General features: G+C 61.0%; 17 protein-coding genes and 1 tRNA gene. 8 read left to right on the forward strand and 10 right to left on the reverse strand.

Translation table 11 applies throughout. The features are described 5' to 3' along the window. The first annotated feature begins 18 nt into the window (after positions 1–18). From MTX36_RS23440 to MTX36_RS23450, 3 genes are all read left to right on the forward strand, one after another. Entirely contained in the window at positions 19–1,686 is a 1,668-nt protein-coding gene (locus MTX36_RS23440; protein WP_243622042.1) for an L-lactate permease, read from the forward strand. 22 nt (positions 1,687–1,708) lie between these two features. Then, positions 1,709–2,419, forward strand: a complete 711-nt coding sequence (locus tag MTX36_RS23445) for a FadR/GntR family transcriptional regulator (protein ID WP_243622043.1) — start codon at positions 1,709–1,711, stop codon at positions 2,417–2,419. A gap of 54 nt (positions 2,420–2,473) precedes the next feature. Then, positions 2,474–2,547: transfer RNA gene (locus tag MTX36_RS23450), tRNA-Met, on the forward strand. A gap of 76 nt (positions 2,548–2,623) precedes the next feature. On the opposite strand, the gene MTX36_RS23455 is transcribed toward MTX36_RS23450, so the two are convergent. The 4 genes from MTX36_RS23455 to MTX36_RS23470 form a co-directional block, all read right to left on the reverse strand. Then, positions 2,624–3,202, reverse strand: a complete 579-nt coding sequence (locus MTX36_RS23455) for a sortase domain-bontaining protein (protein ID WP_243622044.1) — start codon at positions 3,200–3,202, stop codon at positions 2,624–2,626. A 13-nt stretch (positions 3,203–3,215) separates the two neighbouring features. Then, complete coding sequence (locus tag MTX36_RS23460; RefSeq protein WP_243622045.1) at positions 3,216–4,871, reverse strand: hypothetical protein; 1,656 nt, start codon at positions 4,869–4,871, stop codon at positions 3,216–3,218. Between the two features lie 132 nt (positions 4,872–5,003). Then, on the reverse strand, positions 5,004–5,576 hold the full coding sequence (locus MTX36_RS23465; protein ID WP_243622046.1) for a peroxidase-related enzyme: 573 nt from the start codon (positions 5,574–5,576) through the stop codon (positions 5,004–5,006). A 77-nt stretch (positions 5,577–5,653) separates the two neighbouring features. Then, complete coding sequence (locus MTX36_RS23470; RefSeq protein WP_243622047.1) at positions 5,654–6,196, reverse strand: MarR family winged helix-turn-helix transcriptional regulator; 543 nt, start codon at positions 6,194–6,196, stop codon at positions 5,654–5,656. A gap of 69 nt (positions 6,197–6,265) precedes the next feature. On the opposite strand from MTX36_RS23470, the gene MTX36_RS23475 reads away from it, so the two are divergent. Next, complete coding sequence (locus tag MTX36_RS23475) at positions 6,266–6,991, forward strand: SDR family NAD(P)-dependent oxidoreductase (protein ID WP_243622048.1); 726 nt, start codon at positions 6,266–6,268, stop codon at positions 6,989–6,991. Here MTX36_RS23475 and MTX36_RS23480 read toward each other — a convergent pair whose 3' ends face one another. Next, positions 6,992–7,711, reverse strand: a complete 720-nt coding sequence (locus MTX36_RS23480) for a dienelactone hydrolase family protein (RefSeq protein ID WP_243622049.1) — start codon at positions 7,709–7,711, stop codon at positions 6,992–6,994. A gap of 229 nt (positions 7,712–7,940) precedes the next feature. Between MTX36_RS23480 and MTX36_RS23485 the strand changes: the two genes are divergently transcribed. Next, on the forward strand, positions 7,941–8,144 hold the full coding sequence (locus MTX36_RS23485) for a cold-shock protein (protein ID WP_003939930.1): 204 nt from the start codon (positions 7,941–7,943) through the stop codon (positions 8,142–8,144). Between the two features lie 84 nt (positions 8,145–8,228). On the opposite strand, the gene MTX36_RS23490 is transcribed toward MTX36_RS23485, so the two are convergent. Further along, positions 8,229–8,975 (reverse strand): Clp protease N-terminal domain-containing protein, encoded by a 747-nt coding sequence (locus MTX36_RS23490; protein ID WP_243622050.1) that lies wholly within the window; start codon positions 8,973–8,975, stop codon positions 8,229–8,231. A 55-nt stretch (positions 8,976–9,030) separates the two neighbouring features. After that, on the reverse strand, positions 9,031–9,669 hold the full coding sequence (locus MTX36_RS23495) for a DUF2461 domain-containing protein (RefSeq protein WP_243622051.1): 639 nt from the start codon (positions 9,667–9,669) through the stop codon (positions 9,031–9,033). A gap of 95 nt (positions 9,670–9,764) precedes the next feature. Between MTX36_RS23495 and MTX36_RS23500 the strand changes: the two genes are divergently transcribed. The 3 genes from MTX36_RS23500 to MTX36_RS23510 are packed head-to-tail and all read left to right on the forward strand — an operon-like array spanning position 9,765 to position 11,884. Then, positions 9,765–10,421: an SUMF1/EgtB/PvdO family nonheme iron enzyme gene (locus MTX36_RS23500; protein WP_243622052.1), complete on the forward strand. Its 657-nt coding sequence runs from the start codon at positions 9,765–9,767 to the stop codon at positions 10,419–10,421. Positions 10,422–10,470: 49 nt separating this feature from the next. Further along, the gene (locus MTX36_RS23505; RefSeq protein ID WP_243622053.1) at positions 10,471–11,313 is read left to right on the forward strand and encodes an alpha/beta hydrolase; all 843 of its coding nucleotides are present in this window, start codon (positions 10,471–10,473) and stop codon (positions 11,311–11,313) included. A gap of 4 nt (positions 11,314–11,317) precedes the next feature. Next, entirely contained in the window at positions 11,318–11,884 is a 567-nt protein-coding gene (locus MTX36_RS23510; protein WP_243622054.1) for an NTP transferase domain-containing protein, read from the forward strand. 1 nt (position 11,885) lies between these two features. Here MTX36_RS23510 and MTX36_RS23515 read toward each other — a convergent pair whose 3' ends face one another. The 3 genes from MTX36_RS23515 to MTX36_RS23525 all read right to left on the reverse strand — a co-directional run bounded on the left by MTX36_RS23515 (position 11,886) and on the right by MTX36_RS23525 (position 14,883). Continuing rightward, on the reverse strand, positions 11,886–12,857 hold the full coding sequence (locus MTX36_RS23515; protein ID WP_243622055.1) for an alpha/beta hydrolase: 972 nt from the start codon (positions 12,855–12,857) through the stop codon (positions 11,886–11,888). 103 nt (positions 12,858–12,960) lie between these two features. Then, positions 12,961–13,485 (reverse strand): gluconokinase, encoded by a 525-nt coding sequence (locus MTX36_RS23520; protein ID WP_243622056.1) that lies wholly within the window; start codon positions 13,483–13,485, stop codon positions 12,961–12,963. Positions 13,486–13,494: 9 nt separating this feature from the next. Continuing rightward, positions 13,495–14,883 (reverse strand): GntP family permease, encoded by a 1,389-nt coding sequence (locus MTX36_RS23525; protein WP_243622057.1) that lies wholly within the window; start codon positions 14,881–14,883, stop codon positions 13,495–13,497. Positions 14,884–14,947 lie beyond the last annotated feature (64 nt).

A 14,947-nucleotide genomic window follows, 5' to 3' on the forward strand; every position in this document is an offset into this window, starting at 1 on the left:
CGTCGTCAGGAGATACTTGTGGCTACCGAATTACTCGCGGTGAGTTTCACGCCGTCCACCACCGCGATCGGCGGGTCGTTGACCGCGTCTGCGCTCGTCGGGCTTCTACCCTTGGCGACGTTCTTCGTCCTGCTCGCCGGCTTCAAACTCAAGGCGTGGTACTCCGGACTCGGCGCATTGGCCGTCGCAGCAGTCGTCGCTGTCGTCGGTTTCGACATGCCCACGTCACTGACTGCACTGTCTGCGCTCCAAGGAATCACCTTCGGACTTTTCCCGGTGATGTGGATCGTCGTTACCGCAATCTGGTTCTACGAATTAACCGTAGCCAGTGGACGTTTCGAGGATCTACGACGCGTATTCAATACCGTCGGACGCGGCGACATGCGAGTGCAAGCCATGCTTATCGCGTTCTGTTTCGGCGGAATGCTCGAAGCCCTGGCCGGTTTCGGCGCACCGGTAGCTATTACCGGCGCAATGCTCATTGCTCTCGGCATGCCGCCGATTCGTGCCGCTGTGACCGTCCTGGTTGCCAACACTGCACCGGTTGCCTTCGGCGCCATGGCAATTCCGATCACCACTGCCGGAAACCTGACCGGCATTCCGGCCACCGAGATCGCCGCTGTTGTCGGACGGCAAACCCCCATTCTCGCGCTGTTCGTCCCCCTCTTGCTCCTGTTCCTGGTCGACGGCAAACGCGGCCTGAAGCAGGTCTGGCCCATCGCTCTGGTCACCGGCGCGGTATTCGCCTTCGCCCAGTTCTGGTGCTCCAGCCATTTCTCGTACGAACTCACCGACGTGGTCGCTTCACTTGCCGGACTCGCAGCGGCCGTCGTCATGCTTCGTTTCTGGCACCCCAAGACGCCTGACGATCAGCGATCCAAGGTCGAACCCGAGCACCTCGGCGCACCGCGAACCTTCATGGCACTGTTCCCGTACCTCCTGGTTGTCGTGGTATTCGGCGTCGCCAAGCTGTGGACTGCAGGGTTCGACCTCGCCGGCTGGTTGAGCAGGACCGACCGCAGGATCGAATGGCCGGGACTGTACGGAAACTTGCTGACGGGCACCGGCGATCCCTCGTCGAGCGCGATCTACACGTTCTCCTGGCTCTCGAATCCCGGCACACTGCTGTTGATCTGCGGTGTCATCGTCACGGCTGTGTACGGATTCTGGACACACGACGGCCGGTTCCCGCTGACTCCGAGACGGTCGGTGGCGACCTTCGGAGCCACCGTCGTCAAGATGCGCCTTGCCATTGCTACCGTCGCCACGGTGCTCGGCCTGAGTTACGTCATGAACCAATCAGGACAGACAGTGTCGATCGGCACCTGGCTGGCCGGCACCGGTGCGGCCTTCGCGTTCTTCTCCCCGATTCTGGGTTGGCTGGGCACCGCCGTGACTGGCTCGGACACGTCCGCGAATGCACTGTTCGCCAAACTGCAGCAGGTCGCCGGCCAAACGGCAGGTATCGACCCGACCCTGTTGGTGGCTGCCAATACCTCCGGCGGCGTCGTCGGCAAACTCGTGAGCCCTCAGAACCTCACGATCGCCGCCACGGCAGTCGGCCAGATCGGCAGCGAACCCATCCTGCTGCGCAAGGTCATCGGATACAGCCTCGCCATGCTGCTCATCCTGTGCACGCTGGTGTATCTGCAGTCCACACCTGTCCTGTCGTGGATGCTCCCGTAGGCGCCACCTAGGCTCTTGGCTCATGCCCTCCGATTCGAGTCCACGCGCGTGGGAACAAGTTCTGAGCCACCTGGAGAAGAGGCTGACGTCGGGTGAGGTCCGCCCGGGTCAGCGTCTTCCCGGTGAACGCATCCTTGCAGCAGAACTCGGTGTCGGCCGCTCCTCCGTGCGGGAGGCGTTGCGCGTCATGGAAGCACTCGGACTTCTCAAGGCGCAGACGGGATCCGGCCCGACGTCGGGTGCCATGATCGTCGCCCGACCCACCGGCGGCATGACCATGCTGATGCGCATGCAGGTTGCAGCACAAGGCTTTCCGGTTTCCGACGTCGTAAAGACGCGTTTGGTTCTCGAAGCCGAGGTCATGGCGACACTTGCCCGCTTGCAGCCCACACCGGACCTCGGTAGTGCCGTCGAACTGCTCGACTCCATGGAGAACCTCGACCTCACCGCAGACGAGTTCCTCATTCTCGACGCCCAGTTTCACGTCGCAATGGCAGATGCCGCGGGCAACCAGGTTGTCGCTGCGATGATGGCCGGCCTGCGCGAGTCCATCGAGGCCTACGTGCTCGCCGGAGTGCAACTCGATTCCTGGCCGACTACCTGCTCACGCCTGCGGCACGAGCACCGTGGACTGGTGGAAGCAATCCAGGCCCGAGACCCGCACCTCGCCCGTGAGCGGATCACCAGCCACATCCGCGGGTACTACGCCGAAAGCGCTCACTCGGGGAGCTGAACCGGGAGTGGTAATTGCACCTCCCGAAGTCGTGTACTGTTGGTTTTACACCGACGCGGGGTGGAGCAGCTCGGTAGCTCGCTGGGCTCATAACCCAGAGGTCGCAGGTTCAAATCCTGTCCCCGCTACAAAGATGGCCCGTAAGTTGCGATTCACTCGCAACTTACGGGCCATAGTTTTATGTCTCGGTGTTCTATGTCCAGGTCAGGACCCCACCAACTGAGCGACCACTATGTAGTTGTCGTCAGTCGGCTCCCCATCACGGACATCGCAATTGGCGAGGATCAAGCGCCCGGCAACCGAGTCGCGCAACTCATGCACCCCCAGCAGAGTCCCCTTGTGCAGTGGACCAGCCGTCTCGACGGAGTACTCCAGCACACCGGCCGACGTACTCAACACAACGCGGTCACCGGGTTCAACCACGCCCAAAGCCCGGAACGGGGCAACTCTCGTGGAGTAGTTGTGTCCGACCACCACGACGGTTTGTGTAGCCGAGGTGCCCGGCATTCCGCTTTCGCCCCACCACACCGGAAGCTCGTCCACCGGGTTCAATTGCTGCCCACTCTCCCCTCCCCGCATCAATTTCTCGGGGTGCAGTGGACTGCTCAGATAGGTCACTCCGTCGGGTGATCGCAGCTCGATGTGGTCAGGTTCCGCCGGTTCGACAGTCGTAGACGCCGGTGGAGCCGCAATGTGCGACTCCACCGGCGAACGATCCGGCAGCAACCCTGCCCCGACGCCCGAGCAGCCTGGCACCAGGATTGCCAGCGCCGCCACCGCCATCAGGTGGCGGCATTTAGGAAGCAGTGCCGCCGCGCTTACGACGAATGACCACTGTTCCGGCTGCTGCAGCCACGCCCACAACTCCGACGCCGGCCAGAACCAGCGGAACGCTCACGCCACCGCTACTCGAGGAATCACCGAGCGCAAGGTCAACCGGCGGCAGTCCACCCGCGAGTGCCTGGTCTCCCTCAGCATCGGTGACGTAGTAATCGACGACGTCGAATGCGCCCTTGTTGTTGTAGTAACCGACCAGCTTTACCCCCGTCTTGTCGACTACCGCTGTCGTGTCGTCGACCTTCGTGACACCCGAACCATCGGTCGTCTTGTCGCCGATAACGACGTCGTTACCGATACCGGTTCCGTTCTCGATATCCTTGTCGGCCTTCGCTTTCAGATCGTCGAGGGCCTTCTTCGCAGCGTCCGACTCGCCCTGCGCCGCAGTTGCCGCGGCCTGAGCCGCCTTGGCTGCAGCGGCTGCCGCATCGGCAGCGGCTTTGGCTTTGTCTGCCTCGATGTAGAGATCCTGCGCCTTTTGGCTCGCGGCCGCGGCAGCTGCTGCCTTCTCCGCTGCCACCTTGGCCTTGGCATCGGCGTCGGCTCGCTTATCTATCGCAGACTCCCCGGCTGCGTCGGCGTCAGCTTGCGCCTTTTCTGCGGCAGCCTTGGCGTCCTCAGCTGCCTGCTTGGCTGCGACGGAAGCTGCTTCTGCGTCGTCCGCCGCCTTCCGTGCATCCGCAGCGACCTTTACTTCGTCCGCCGCGTCCGACTCAGCGGTTTTAGCCGCGGCTTCGGCGTCGGCAGCAGCCTTCTGCGTTTCCTTAGCTGCGACGGCGAGCTTCTTGGAATTCCAGGCCGCCTTCAGAGCTTCAGCCTTGGCTGCAGCTGCCTTCGCGAAATCCCACTTCTTGGCGGCCTCTTCAGCTTCCTTGTTTTTGTCCTCGACCAGCTTCGTGTTGGCATCCACCGCAGCCTTCGCCTCGTCAGCCTTACCCTGCAGTGCGATTGCCTCTGCCCGGGCCTTCTCGGCTTCCGCGATCTTGGTTCCATCGCCGGCCTTCGCAGCCTCTTCGAGTTTCGCTGCGTTGGCTGCAGCCTCATCAGCCTTCGCCTGCGCCGCCTCCGCAGCTTGCTTGGCCTCCACAGCAGAACTAGCCGCCGTCTTGGCGGCGTCTTCCGCTACCTTGGCAGCCTGCTCGGCCGTCACGGCCTGCTCCTTGGCCTGAGTCGACTCCACGGCGGCTTTGGTTGCCTCGACGCTTGCCTGTGTCATCGCGTCAGTCGCCTTCGCTGACGTGTCAGTCGCGGCAGTCGAGCCCTCCCCTGCCTTTGCTGCCTCGTCGGCAGCCGTCTTGGCTGCATCGGCGGCGGCTTTGGCCTTGGCTTCCGCCTCCGCGATAGCTGCGGCGTCCTTGTCGCCGGCTTCTGCGACCGGTGCACCGTCGGCAGCCTTGGGTGTCGCAGTCTCGGTATCTACCGGTGTCGTTCCGGTTCCCGCATCGGCGCCGGGCGTCGGTTCACTGTCGCAGGGTGTCTCCGCACTCGGTGTGCAGGTGGCATCAGGCTCCGCCAACGCTATGCCCGAACCACCTACCGCCACTCCGAGCGCGAGAACAGCTCCGACGGCCGCAGCGCGGACCCTCCGAGAATTGGCAACGGATTTCTCCGACATTCGCACAACCTTTCAGTCCTCTTTACGAAGACGGCATTTCCGGCATGGACAACCTTTACTTCGCCAGGAAATACAAAAGCGTTACGACCGGTTGGTCCGATAACTTTGAGGGAGGGCACGACCGCTGCCACATCAGGATCGGGGAATGCGTCCCATCAGGTAAAACTCCGGATTCGGCAGCATTCCGGAGAAGCTGGCCATCCTGTTACTAAGACCGAAGAACGCAGTGACAGCGGCGATGTCCCAGGCATCCTCGTCACTGAAGCCGTGCTCACGCAGTGCATCAAAATCAGAGTCGGCGATCTCATGCGAAGCGGCGTTGACCTTGGTAGCGAAGTCGAGCATCGCACGTTGACGGTCCGAAATGTCGGCAGTTCGATAATTGACTGCAACTTGATCGGCGACAAGCGGCTTCTTCTCGTAGATCCGCAGGATCGCACCATGCGCCACAACGCAGTACGTACATTTGTTAGCCGCAGAGATCGCAGTGACGATCATCTCGCGGTCACCCTTGGTGAGCGCTGAGTCGTCCTTGAGCATAATCGCGTCGTGATAGGCGAAGAACGCCCGGAACTCCGCCGGACGACGCGCGAACATCAGGAAGACATTGGGAACAAAACCTGACTTTTCTTGGATTTCAAGAATTTTCGTCGAGATATCCTCGGGAAGATCCGTCAGTTCGACTTGCGGAAAACGGTCGGTCACAGTGCCTCCAGAGCGTCAGCCAATAATCAAATTAAGATAATGACGATTAACTGAGTTGTCCAGAGCTTTCCGACGAACTATGCCCCGACATGCGCGGCACCGGGATCACCCAGTTCGCCGCGCAGACCTTCGAGAAACAGTCGCAACAACTCGGTAAGTTGCCCTTGCTGCGACTCCGACAGCACTGACACCAACCGTTCCTCGCGTCCGAGAACCTGGTCGACCAACTGCTCGACCAGTTCATGACCGGCGCCCGTCAGGGTCACGAGAACAACTCTCGACCCCTCCGATGCGGGCGATCGCTCCACCAGGCCCGACGCTTCAGCACGGGCAAGCCTTTGTGAAATTGCGCCGGCTGTCACGCCGGTCCGCTCGGCGATCTGACGGGTAGTCAGTTGATATGGCTCGCCGGATCTGCGCAGAACGCTCAGCAGGTCGAGAGTCGCCGTGTCCGCGCCTACAGCGGAAAGCACACGCCGACGATCCTCCCCCAACAATTTTGCGCACATCCACAGCCTGGTGACGATGCCGATCCCGTCGACAGGAGTTCCGGGCCGCTCTCTGGACCAAGCCAACGCAATCGCATCGACCTCATCATTCGGATCGTATTCACTAACCATGCGACACCTCGTTTAGATCTAAATGATAGGTTTTCATATAGACCTAAACGTAACTCATCGGAGGCAGACATGACACGCACAGTTCTCATCACAGGTGGCGGCACAGGAATAGGGCGGGCCGTCGCAGCAGCATTCGCCGACAATGGTGACGCAGTCGTCATAACCGGTCGACGTAGCAAAATCCTCGAACACGCAGCTGATCAACTGGGTCCGAATGTTCAGGCGATTGTGTGCGACAACTCCGACCCGAAAGACCTACAACGGTTGCAGCAGTCGCTATCGACATCAGTGGACGTCCTTGTCCACTGCGCCGGCGGAAACACCGATTTCGATCGCCCTTCCCCCACCGACCTCGAGACGCTGGCGGCATCGTGGCGCGCAAACCTCGACTCCAACCTGCTCTCGGCGGTCCTGACCACAGCCGCGTTTCGCGGCGCCCTCGCCGACGGCGGCAGCGTAATCACTATCGGTTCGATAGCTGCAGACAAGGGTGCGGGCGCGTACGGAGCCGCCAAAGCCGCTGTTGCAACATGGAATATCGATCTGGCTGCCGAACTCGGCCCCGAAGGAATCACAGCCAACATCGTGTCGCCCGGATACATCGCGAACACCGAGTTTTTTCGCGATATCCTCACTGACGAGCGGCGTGATGCGTTGATCGAATCCACAAGCACCAAGCGTGCGGGAACACCGGAAGATATCGCGGCCGCAGTCTTTTTCCTTGCGTCATCAGGTGCCCGGCAGATCACGGGCCAGGTACTGGCAGTGAACGGCGGTGAACGCACGAGTCGCTGACTAGCCGAGATGTCGCCCGAAGAACGAGTCGATGCGTTTCCAGGCATCTTCAGCCGCAACAGGGTCGGGTCCGACGCCGAGGATCCGCTCCAACGGACGCAACACCTTGGGGCCGGCCTCCGCATCGTTGAGAAACGCGTGTCCAGCAGTGGGATATTCCTTGATGTCGTTCTCGACGCCGGCTTTGTTCAGCGCCGTTTCCAGTTTCAGCGCGGCTCCCCGCAAGGACGGATCGCGCCTGCCGAAACTGCCGACCACAGGACATGAATCTGCTACTGCCGCATCGAGTTTGCGCGGAAGTTGACCGTAGTTCACGGATGCCGCATCGAAATCACCCGCGCTGACCATCGCAAACCCGCCACCCATGCAGAACCCGATGATACCGATCTTGCCGGTGCAACCGGATGACTCCATCAACCAGTTTCGTGCCACTTCGATGTCGACAAAAGCTCGACCCTGTCCACGCAGCATCGACGTCATGGTCGGCACAAGACACCGCTTCGCGCCGCCCGCGCTGTACAGATCGACGGCCAAGGTCAGGAATCCGGCAGCAGCCAACCGCTTGGCCTGCCGCTGCATCACGTCGTCGAGCCCGAAGGCCTCATGGATCATGACCACTCCCGGCCACGGACCGGGGCCCGAAGGTGCCTCCAGAATTCCGCGTAGCGGCTGCGAACCGCCAACTACTGCGGAGCGCCCGGTCAGATCGATGTCCACCATCAGCAGATAGTAGGCCGAACAGGCGATTCACTACCCGAACCGACGACGATTACCGGACCCGAAATGACACCAATTGCCCAACCGAACGTCCCGAAAATGATCAATTTATGCCTTCTGAAGTGCCTTTTTTGCACGCCACGGTGCGCAAACTTGCGCGGCATGCAAAGATGGAGGTATCGAGATCGGGACTTCGATGTGAAACCCGGATCGTTTTGTAGGGAGTATTTGTATGGCACAGGGCATCGTGAAGTGGTTCAACGGCGAAAAGGGCTTTGGTTTCATCGCTCCCGACGACGGAACACCGGACGTGTTCGTTCACTACTCTGAGATCTCGGGCAACGGCTACAAGTCGCTCGACGAGAACCAGCGTGTGGAGTTCGAGGTTGGCCAGGGCCAGAAGGGCCCCCAGGCTACCAATGTGCGCGCTGTCTAGTCAGTGACACAGAAAGAGGGTCGCATCCGCAAGGGTGCGGCCCTCTTTTGTATCTGGCCCTCTTTGCATCCTCCGGCCTGACGGCTACTGATCTTCGGATCGAGCTTTGATCACCGCTGACACCGTGGCTTCGATATTCGATTCAGCTGCAGCCTTGTCGACGCCAAGGTCGGTGAGAACACCGGAACCGTCTTCCAGTTCGAGCAATGCGAGCAGGATATGTTCGGTGCCGATGTAGTTGTGCCCCAACCTGAGGGCCTCGCGGAAGGTCAGTTCGAGAGCTTTCTTGGATTGAGCGTCAAAGGGAATGAGCTGAGGTAGCTCATCCGCTCCCCCTGCTGCCAATCCGCTGGTGACGGCGTCGCGCACCGCCTCGAGGCCTATCCCCTGCGCAACAATCGCCTGAGCCGCCAACGCCTCGGGATCCGTCAGAAGCCCGAGAATCAAATGCGCCGGATAAATCTCCGCGCTACCGGTTGCCCGAGCTTCATTCTGCGCAGCCATCACTACGTTCTTGGCGCGAACCGTAAATCGACTGAATCCGTCGTTGGGGTCCATCAACTTGCCTTCGCCCGGCGCTTTCGGCACAAAGCGCTTCTGCGCTGCTTGCTTGGAGACGCCCATGCTCCGCCCGATGTCGGTCCACGACGCTCCCGATCGGCGTGCTTGGTCCACGAAGTGCCCGATGAGGTGATCGGCGACTTCACCGAGATGATCTGCTGCAACCACCGCGTCGGACAATTGGTCTAACGCATTGGTGTGGACCTTCTTGATTGCGTCGATGAGGTCATCGAGTCGGACCTTGTTTGTCATTTCTACCGGCTTGTCCATGCGTCAACCATAGGTTGACGATCCTGGCATCGTCAACCCCGGGTTGACGCCACTTTCAATTGGCCCCGAGCACCTGCCCGGACCACTCGACCAATGGGGTCAGCGCGCGCCAGGACTTCTGAACCTCTTTGAGCGTCCGCGGGCTGTCCAACCACGACGGACTGGGAAAACTACGGCTCGCAGTCAAGGACTTGTGCCGCAGCAGTTCAATCCTCGGGTGGTCGACGGTGTAACCACGTGGCGCAGTCTTGAGGGTGTCGCCGCCGACAGTGAAGCCGGCCTTCTGCACGTCCGCGAGAATCTTCTCGAGTTCCGGGCCACGAACGTCGTCGTCGACGGCGGCGCGATAACGCGCAATCGTTTCCGACGTACTGCCGTAGAACCCGCCGGCCACCATCAATCCCGCGGGGTCGATCTGCACGTAGTAACCGCAACTCTGGGCGAGACTTACAAAGGCACCCTGGTGCGTCTTGTACGGAATCTTGTCCTTCGAGAATCGCACGTCGCGATACGGACGGAAGAGCTTGGCCGTTCCGAACTCGTCTTCGAGTTCCGCGACGAGCGCTGTCATGGGACGACGAACCATCTCGTCGTACGTATCTTTGTGCGCGGCCCACCAGGCCTTGCTGTTGTCAGCCTCGAGATCCTCGTAGAAGTCGAGTGCGGCAACGGGTATCCCGGTGAATGCGACCATGAGGCAAGCCTACTGATCGAAACCGTTGACGACGCAACGGGAATTGGATGCAATGAACGCATGTCCGTCAACAACGAATACCGGAACGGTGCGCCATGAGCCGAGCCTCCGAGTTGATGATCGATATTCCCGGCGGCACGGTCGATCTGCGCGACGACCGCAAGGGCACCATGTGGACTGCTGCCGTCCAACCGTTTCGCTTGGCACGCTATCCGATGACTACCGAAGTGCTACAAGGTGATTCATCATCGGCCGCCAACACTCCGGCAGTCAATGTGTCGTGGATCGACGCGGTGGCAGCCTGCAACAAACTCTCAGCGGACGACGGCCTCACTCCCGCTTACCTCGACATCGACAGCGACTCACCGCAGTGGGATCGGCAGGCCAACGGGTACCGTCTCGCCACAGAAGCGGAATGGCAGTATGCGTGCAAAGCCGGCACCACGGGATATCGCTACGGCGAGGTCGCCGATATCGCTTGGTACAGCGACAACTCCGATGGCCATGTCCACCCGGTCGGCCTGAAGGAACCCAATGCTTGGGGCTTGTACGACATGATCGGCAACGTCTGGGAATGGTGCTGGGATCTCTACGATCCCGAGGTCTACGGCACCTACCGCATCTTCCGAGGAGGCAGTTGGGCCGAAGAAGCACGTGGTTGTGGGGCAAGCGTCCGTCGTCGTAGCCACCCGACTTTCTCGATCGACGACTTGGGCTTCCGTATCGCCCAATCTGCAGGTCCTGGCGAATAGCATAGGAAGAATCCGCGTACCGGAACCGGTCGGGAGAGAGGGCGCAACCATGCAGCGTGAAGAGTCGTCGTTCACCGGCGTATCCGGCACCAAGATCGTCTACGACGTATGGACTCCGGATCGTGAGCCCACCGGCGTCCTCGTCCTGTGCCATGGTCTCGGCGAACATGCTCGCCGCTACGACCATGTGGCTGCCCGACTGGGCGAACTCGGCCTGATCGTGTACGCCCCGGACCACCGCGGACATGGACGGTCCGGCGGAAAGCGCGTCCATTTGAAGGAATTTTCCGATTTCACCGACGACGTCCACACTCTGTTCGGAATCGCGACGGCAGCACATCCAGGCAAGGACAAGTTCCTGCTCGGCCACAGTATGGGCGGCGCTATCGCGCTGAGTTACGCACTCGATCACCAGAGCGACCTGAAAGCGCTGGCACTGTCCGGGCCGGCCGTGATCATCGCGACCGGTACACCCAAGATCGTCATGCAGTTGGGTAAGTTCCTCGGCAAGTATCTCCCGGATGTTCCGGTCGAGAGCCTGGAAGCAGCTGCGGTGTCACGCGATCAGAATGTTGTCGACGAGTACAACGCTGATCCGCTGATCCATCATGGGAAGGTTCCGGCCGGAATTGCGCGCGGAATGATCACGGCGGCAGAAGGATTCCCGTCCCGCCTGCCTTCACTGACCATTCCGGTTCTGCTGCAACACGGATCCGCCGACCGCCTCACAGATCCGGCCGGCAGCAAGCTGGTTGCCGACCTGGCCGGATCCACGGACGTCACATTGAAGGTGTACGACGGCCTGTACCACGAGATCTACAACGAGCCTGAGCAGAAAGAAGTTCTGGACGATCTTGTCGAGTGGCTACGCCCCCGCGTCACCGGCGCATAGTTCGATGACAACATGCGGGATCCTGCTTGCCGCCGGCGCAGGATCCCGCATGGGTACACCCAAAGCTCTGATGGTCGACGCCGACGGATCATGGCTATGCCATGGAGTCTCGGTGCTGCTCGGCGTCGGCTGCACTCCGGTGATCGTTGTACTCGGAGCCCAAGCCTCGGACGCCACAGCACTCTTGCCCTCCGATTCCACGAATATTCTTGTGGTGGAATCGGACTGGCAGAAGGGAATGAGCGCGTCACTGCACGCCGGCCTCGACGCCGCACACAAGCTGACTGTCGATGCCGCCGTCGTCACCCTCGTTGATCTGCCGGATCTCAACGCCGGGACCGTAGCTCGCATGGTCGGCCCGACGCCCGTTCAACCGAACACCCTCCGGCGCGCGGTATTTCACGGCAGTCCCGGACATCCCGTCGTCATCGGGCGGGACCATTGGGACGCCCTGATCAACTCCTTGACCGGTGACGCCGGCGCCGGCGCGTATCTGCGCGAGCACCGAGCAGAACTCGTGGAATGTTCCGATCTGAGTACGGGCCAGGACGTCGACTATCCGCCGGCGTAAATCAGGCGCTCAACTGCTGCTTCGACGCCAAGGTCCGCTCCAGGAATGCGATGGAAAGATCGACGATCGTGCGACCCTCGCGCAGGGATTTACCGATCACCGGGAAGGCATGGATCTGCCCGCTCCAGATGTGAGTCTCGACGGATTGGCCTACCTTGATGAGGTTTTCGGTCATGATTTCCACATCGGGACGCATCAGTTCGTACTCTGCAGCGACCAGGAATGTCGGCGGGATCAGGCTCGGGTCGGCATTGATCGGGGACTGTGCACCGACAATCTCGTCCGGTCCGTCCAGCCACCGATCCTTGAGTTTCTCGACCTGCGACATCGGCAGGTACGCATCCCGTTTCATGAAGTCGGGGTCATGCTCTTCGAGGTCGACGTTAAGTAGCGGCGAGTATCCGATAACCGCGGCCGGCCGGATGATTCCACGCAGTGCGGCGATTTCGGCAACCTTCATGGCCAGGTATCCACCGGCCGAATCACCCGCAACCACAATCTTGTTCGGGTCTTCGGCAGTCTCGAGGAGAGCTGTGTAGGCCGCCATCGCATCCACCACCGACGTCCCGATCGAGCCTTCGGGTAGCTGGCGGTAGCGGACGGAGATCACCGGGACACCCGCCTTCGCGGACAGCAATCCACACAGAGCTCGGTGTGTGGCAAGGCCGCAGAAGATGAATCCGCCGCCGTGGAAGTACAGGATTGTGGCACCGGCTAGCTCACCTGTTGCCCGGCGGGGATGTGTCACCTTCTCACTGGAAACCCCACCGAGCCGCAACGGTTCGATGTCGAGGTTCTTGGGCTTCGGCAGGCGGTCGGCCAGCGCGTCGAGGCGTTCCAGCTGCCGGATTCCGCGGTCACTGGTCGGCCAGAGCGTGAACATCGGCTTCACGAACGTCCTGGTCACCGCGAAGATGAACCGTGCTCGCGGGCTCACGTCCCAGTGCCAAACCGTCGAATCTCGCGTCCGCATAGCGTCCTCCCAGGTCAAAGCGTTTTGTGTATTTGAGTTACACATACTTTTCAGAGAACGATAACCGACGAGCATCCACGAGGACAGGTGCGCTCCAAAAGTCTCAGTATCCGAGCGTCTCCAGTCTCCGCAGGATCTCTTCCACGATCACGGCAGGACTGCCGCCCACGTCCACGACGATTGCCTGTTCGTCCGGGTCGATCGGTTCGAGAGTAGATATCTGCGAGTCCAGAAGCGACGGCGGCATGTAGTGGTCGAGACGCGCCGTCAACCGCTGGCCGATCTGATCACGCGAGCCTGCGAGATGCACGAACACCACATTTTCGCCTCGCAGGACGTCCCGATAGCTTCGCTTGAGCGCCGAGCAGGTCACGATGCCAGGCTCCCCCGCATCGGTGTGTTCGGTGATCCACCGAGCGATCTTGTCCAGCCACGGCCAACGGTCGTCGTCGTCGAGGGGATGTCCGGCAGCCATCTTCTCGATGTTGGCTTGCGGGTGCAGATCGTCGCCCTCTTGAAGGTCCCACCCCATGGCACCGGCAATCATTCCGCCGACGGTTGATTTACCCGACCCCGAGACACCCATTACGACGAGTACCGGATTCTTCTGCGCTATTTCAGTAGTCATGTTCCAGCCCTAGATGATTGCGCTCAGTACAAGAACGCCGGCCAAACCGGACACCGAGATGATGCATTCCATCACGGTCCACGTCTTGAGGTTCTGCACGACGCTGACGCCGAGGTATTCCTTGACCAACCAGAACCCGGCATCGTTGACGTGGGAGAGGAACAGGGAGCCCGCTCCGATCGCCAGCACCATCAGCGAGACATGAGTGGACGACAGATCTGCGGCTACCGGAGCAAGAATGCCCGACGCGGTTACGGTGGCAACTGTTGCCGAACCTGTTGCAACGCGGATCAATACGGCGACCAACCAAGCGAGGAAGAGTACCGGCAGGCTGCTGCCCTTGATGGCGTCGGCAATCACGTCGGCAATGCCCGTGTCGATGAGTACCTGCTTGAAGCCGCCGCCGGCGCCGACGATCAAGAGAATGCCGGCGATCGGCGGAAGCGAACTTTCGAGAGATTTGGAGATGGCCTTGCGGTCCATTCCACCGCCGCGGCCGAGGAGCACCATGCCAGCCAGAACTGCGAGACCCAAAGCGACAACGGGTGTTCCGAGGAAGTCGAGCACCGATTTGGGGAGCGCATCTGAATCAGGAGCGATGACGTCGGCAAACGCTTTGCCGAGCATGAGCACCACGGGAAGCAGGATTGCGGAGAGAGTGGCTGCGAAAGACGGCCTCTGTTTCTTCTCTTCTTCGCCTAAATCTTCGCCGGTGACAAAGAGATCCGGAACTTTGACATCAACCCACCGTGCGGCGATCTTGCTGAATACCGGACCGGCGAGAACAACGGTGGGGATGGCAACCAGCACACCGAGCGCCAGAGTGAGCCCGAGGTTCGCGTCCAATGCGGAGACCGCAACGAGCGGGCCCGGATGCGGTGGGACCAATCCGTGCATTGCAGAGAGTCCGGCGAGCGTGGGGATTGCGATTCGGATCAACGACTGGCCGGAGCGCCGAGCCACCAGGATGATGACCGGCATCAGGAGCACAAGTCCGATTTCGAAGAACATCGGCAGGCCGATGACGGCACCGACCAACGCCATCGTCCACGGCAGCGCCGCGGCACTGGACCGACTGACCAAGGTGTCGACAACTCGATCGGCACCGCCCGAGTCGGCCAGCAATTTGCCGAACATCGCCCCGAAGCCGATCAGGATGCCGACGCCACCCATCGTCGAGCCGAATCCGGTGGCGAATGCGGCGACAGATTCAGCGGACCCGAGACCAGCAGCCAGTCCGACGCCGACGGCTCCGATCGACAGGGCCAGGAAGGGATGCAGATCCAGCCAGGTGATGAGCGCGATGATCACGGCGACGCCAACGACCGCGGCGATGATCAATCGAGCATCGCTACCAGCGGGGACGATCTCCGCCGCCAGCAGTGCTGTGGTGTTCATAGGGACTCCAGTCCGGTGAGTGATTGAGGTCACTGTTCCTTAATTAACCTACAATTTCAAGACC

The organism is Rhodococcus sp. ARC_M6, assembly GCF_022810305.1.
Classification (GTDB): domain Bacteria; phylum Actinomycetota; class Actinomycetes; order Mycobacteriales; family Mycobacteriaceae; genus Rhodococcus_F.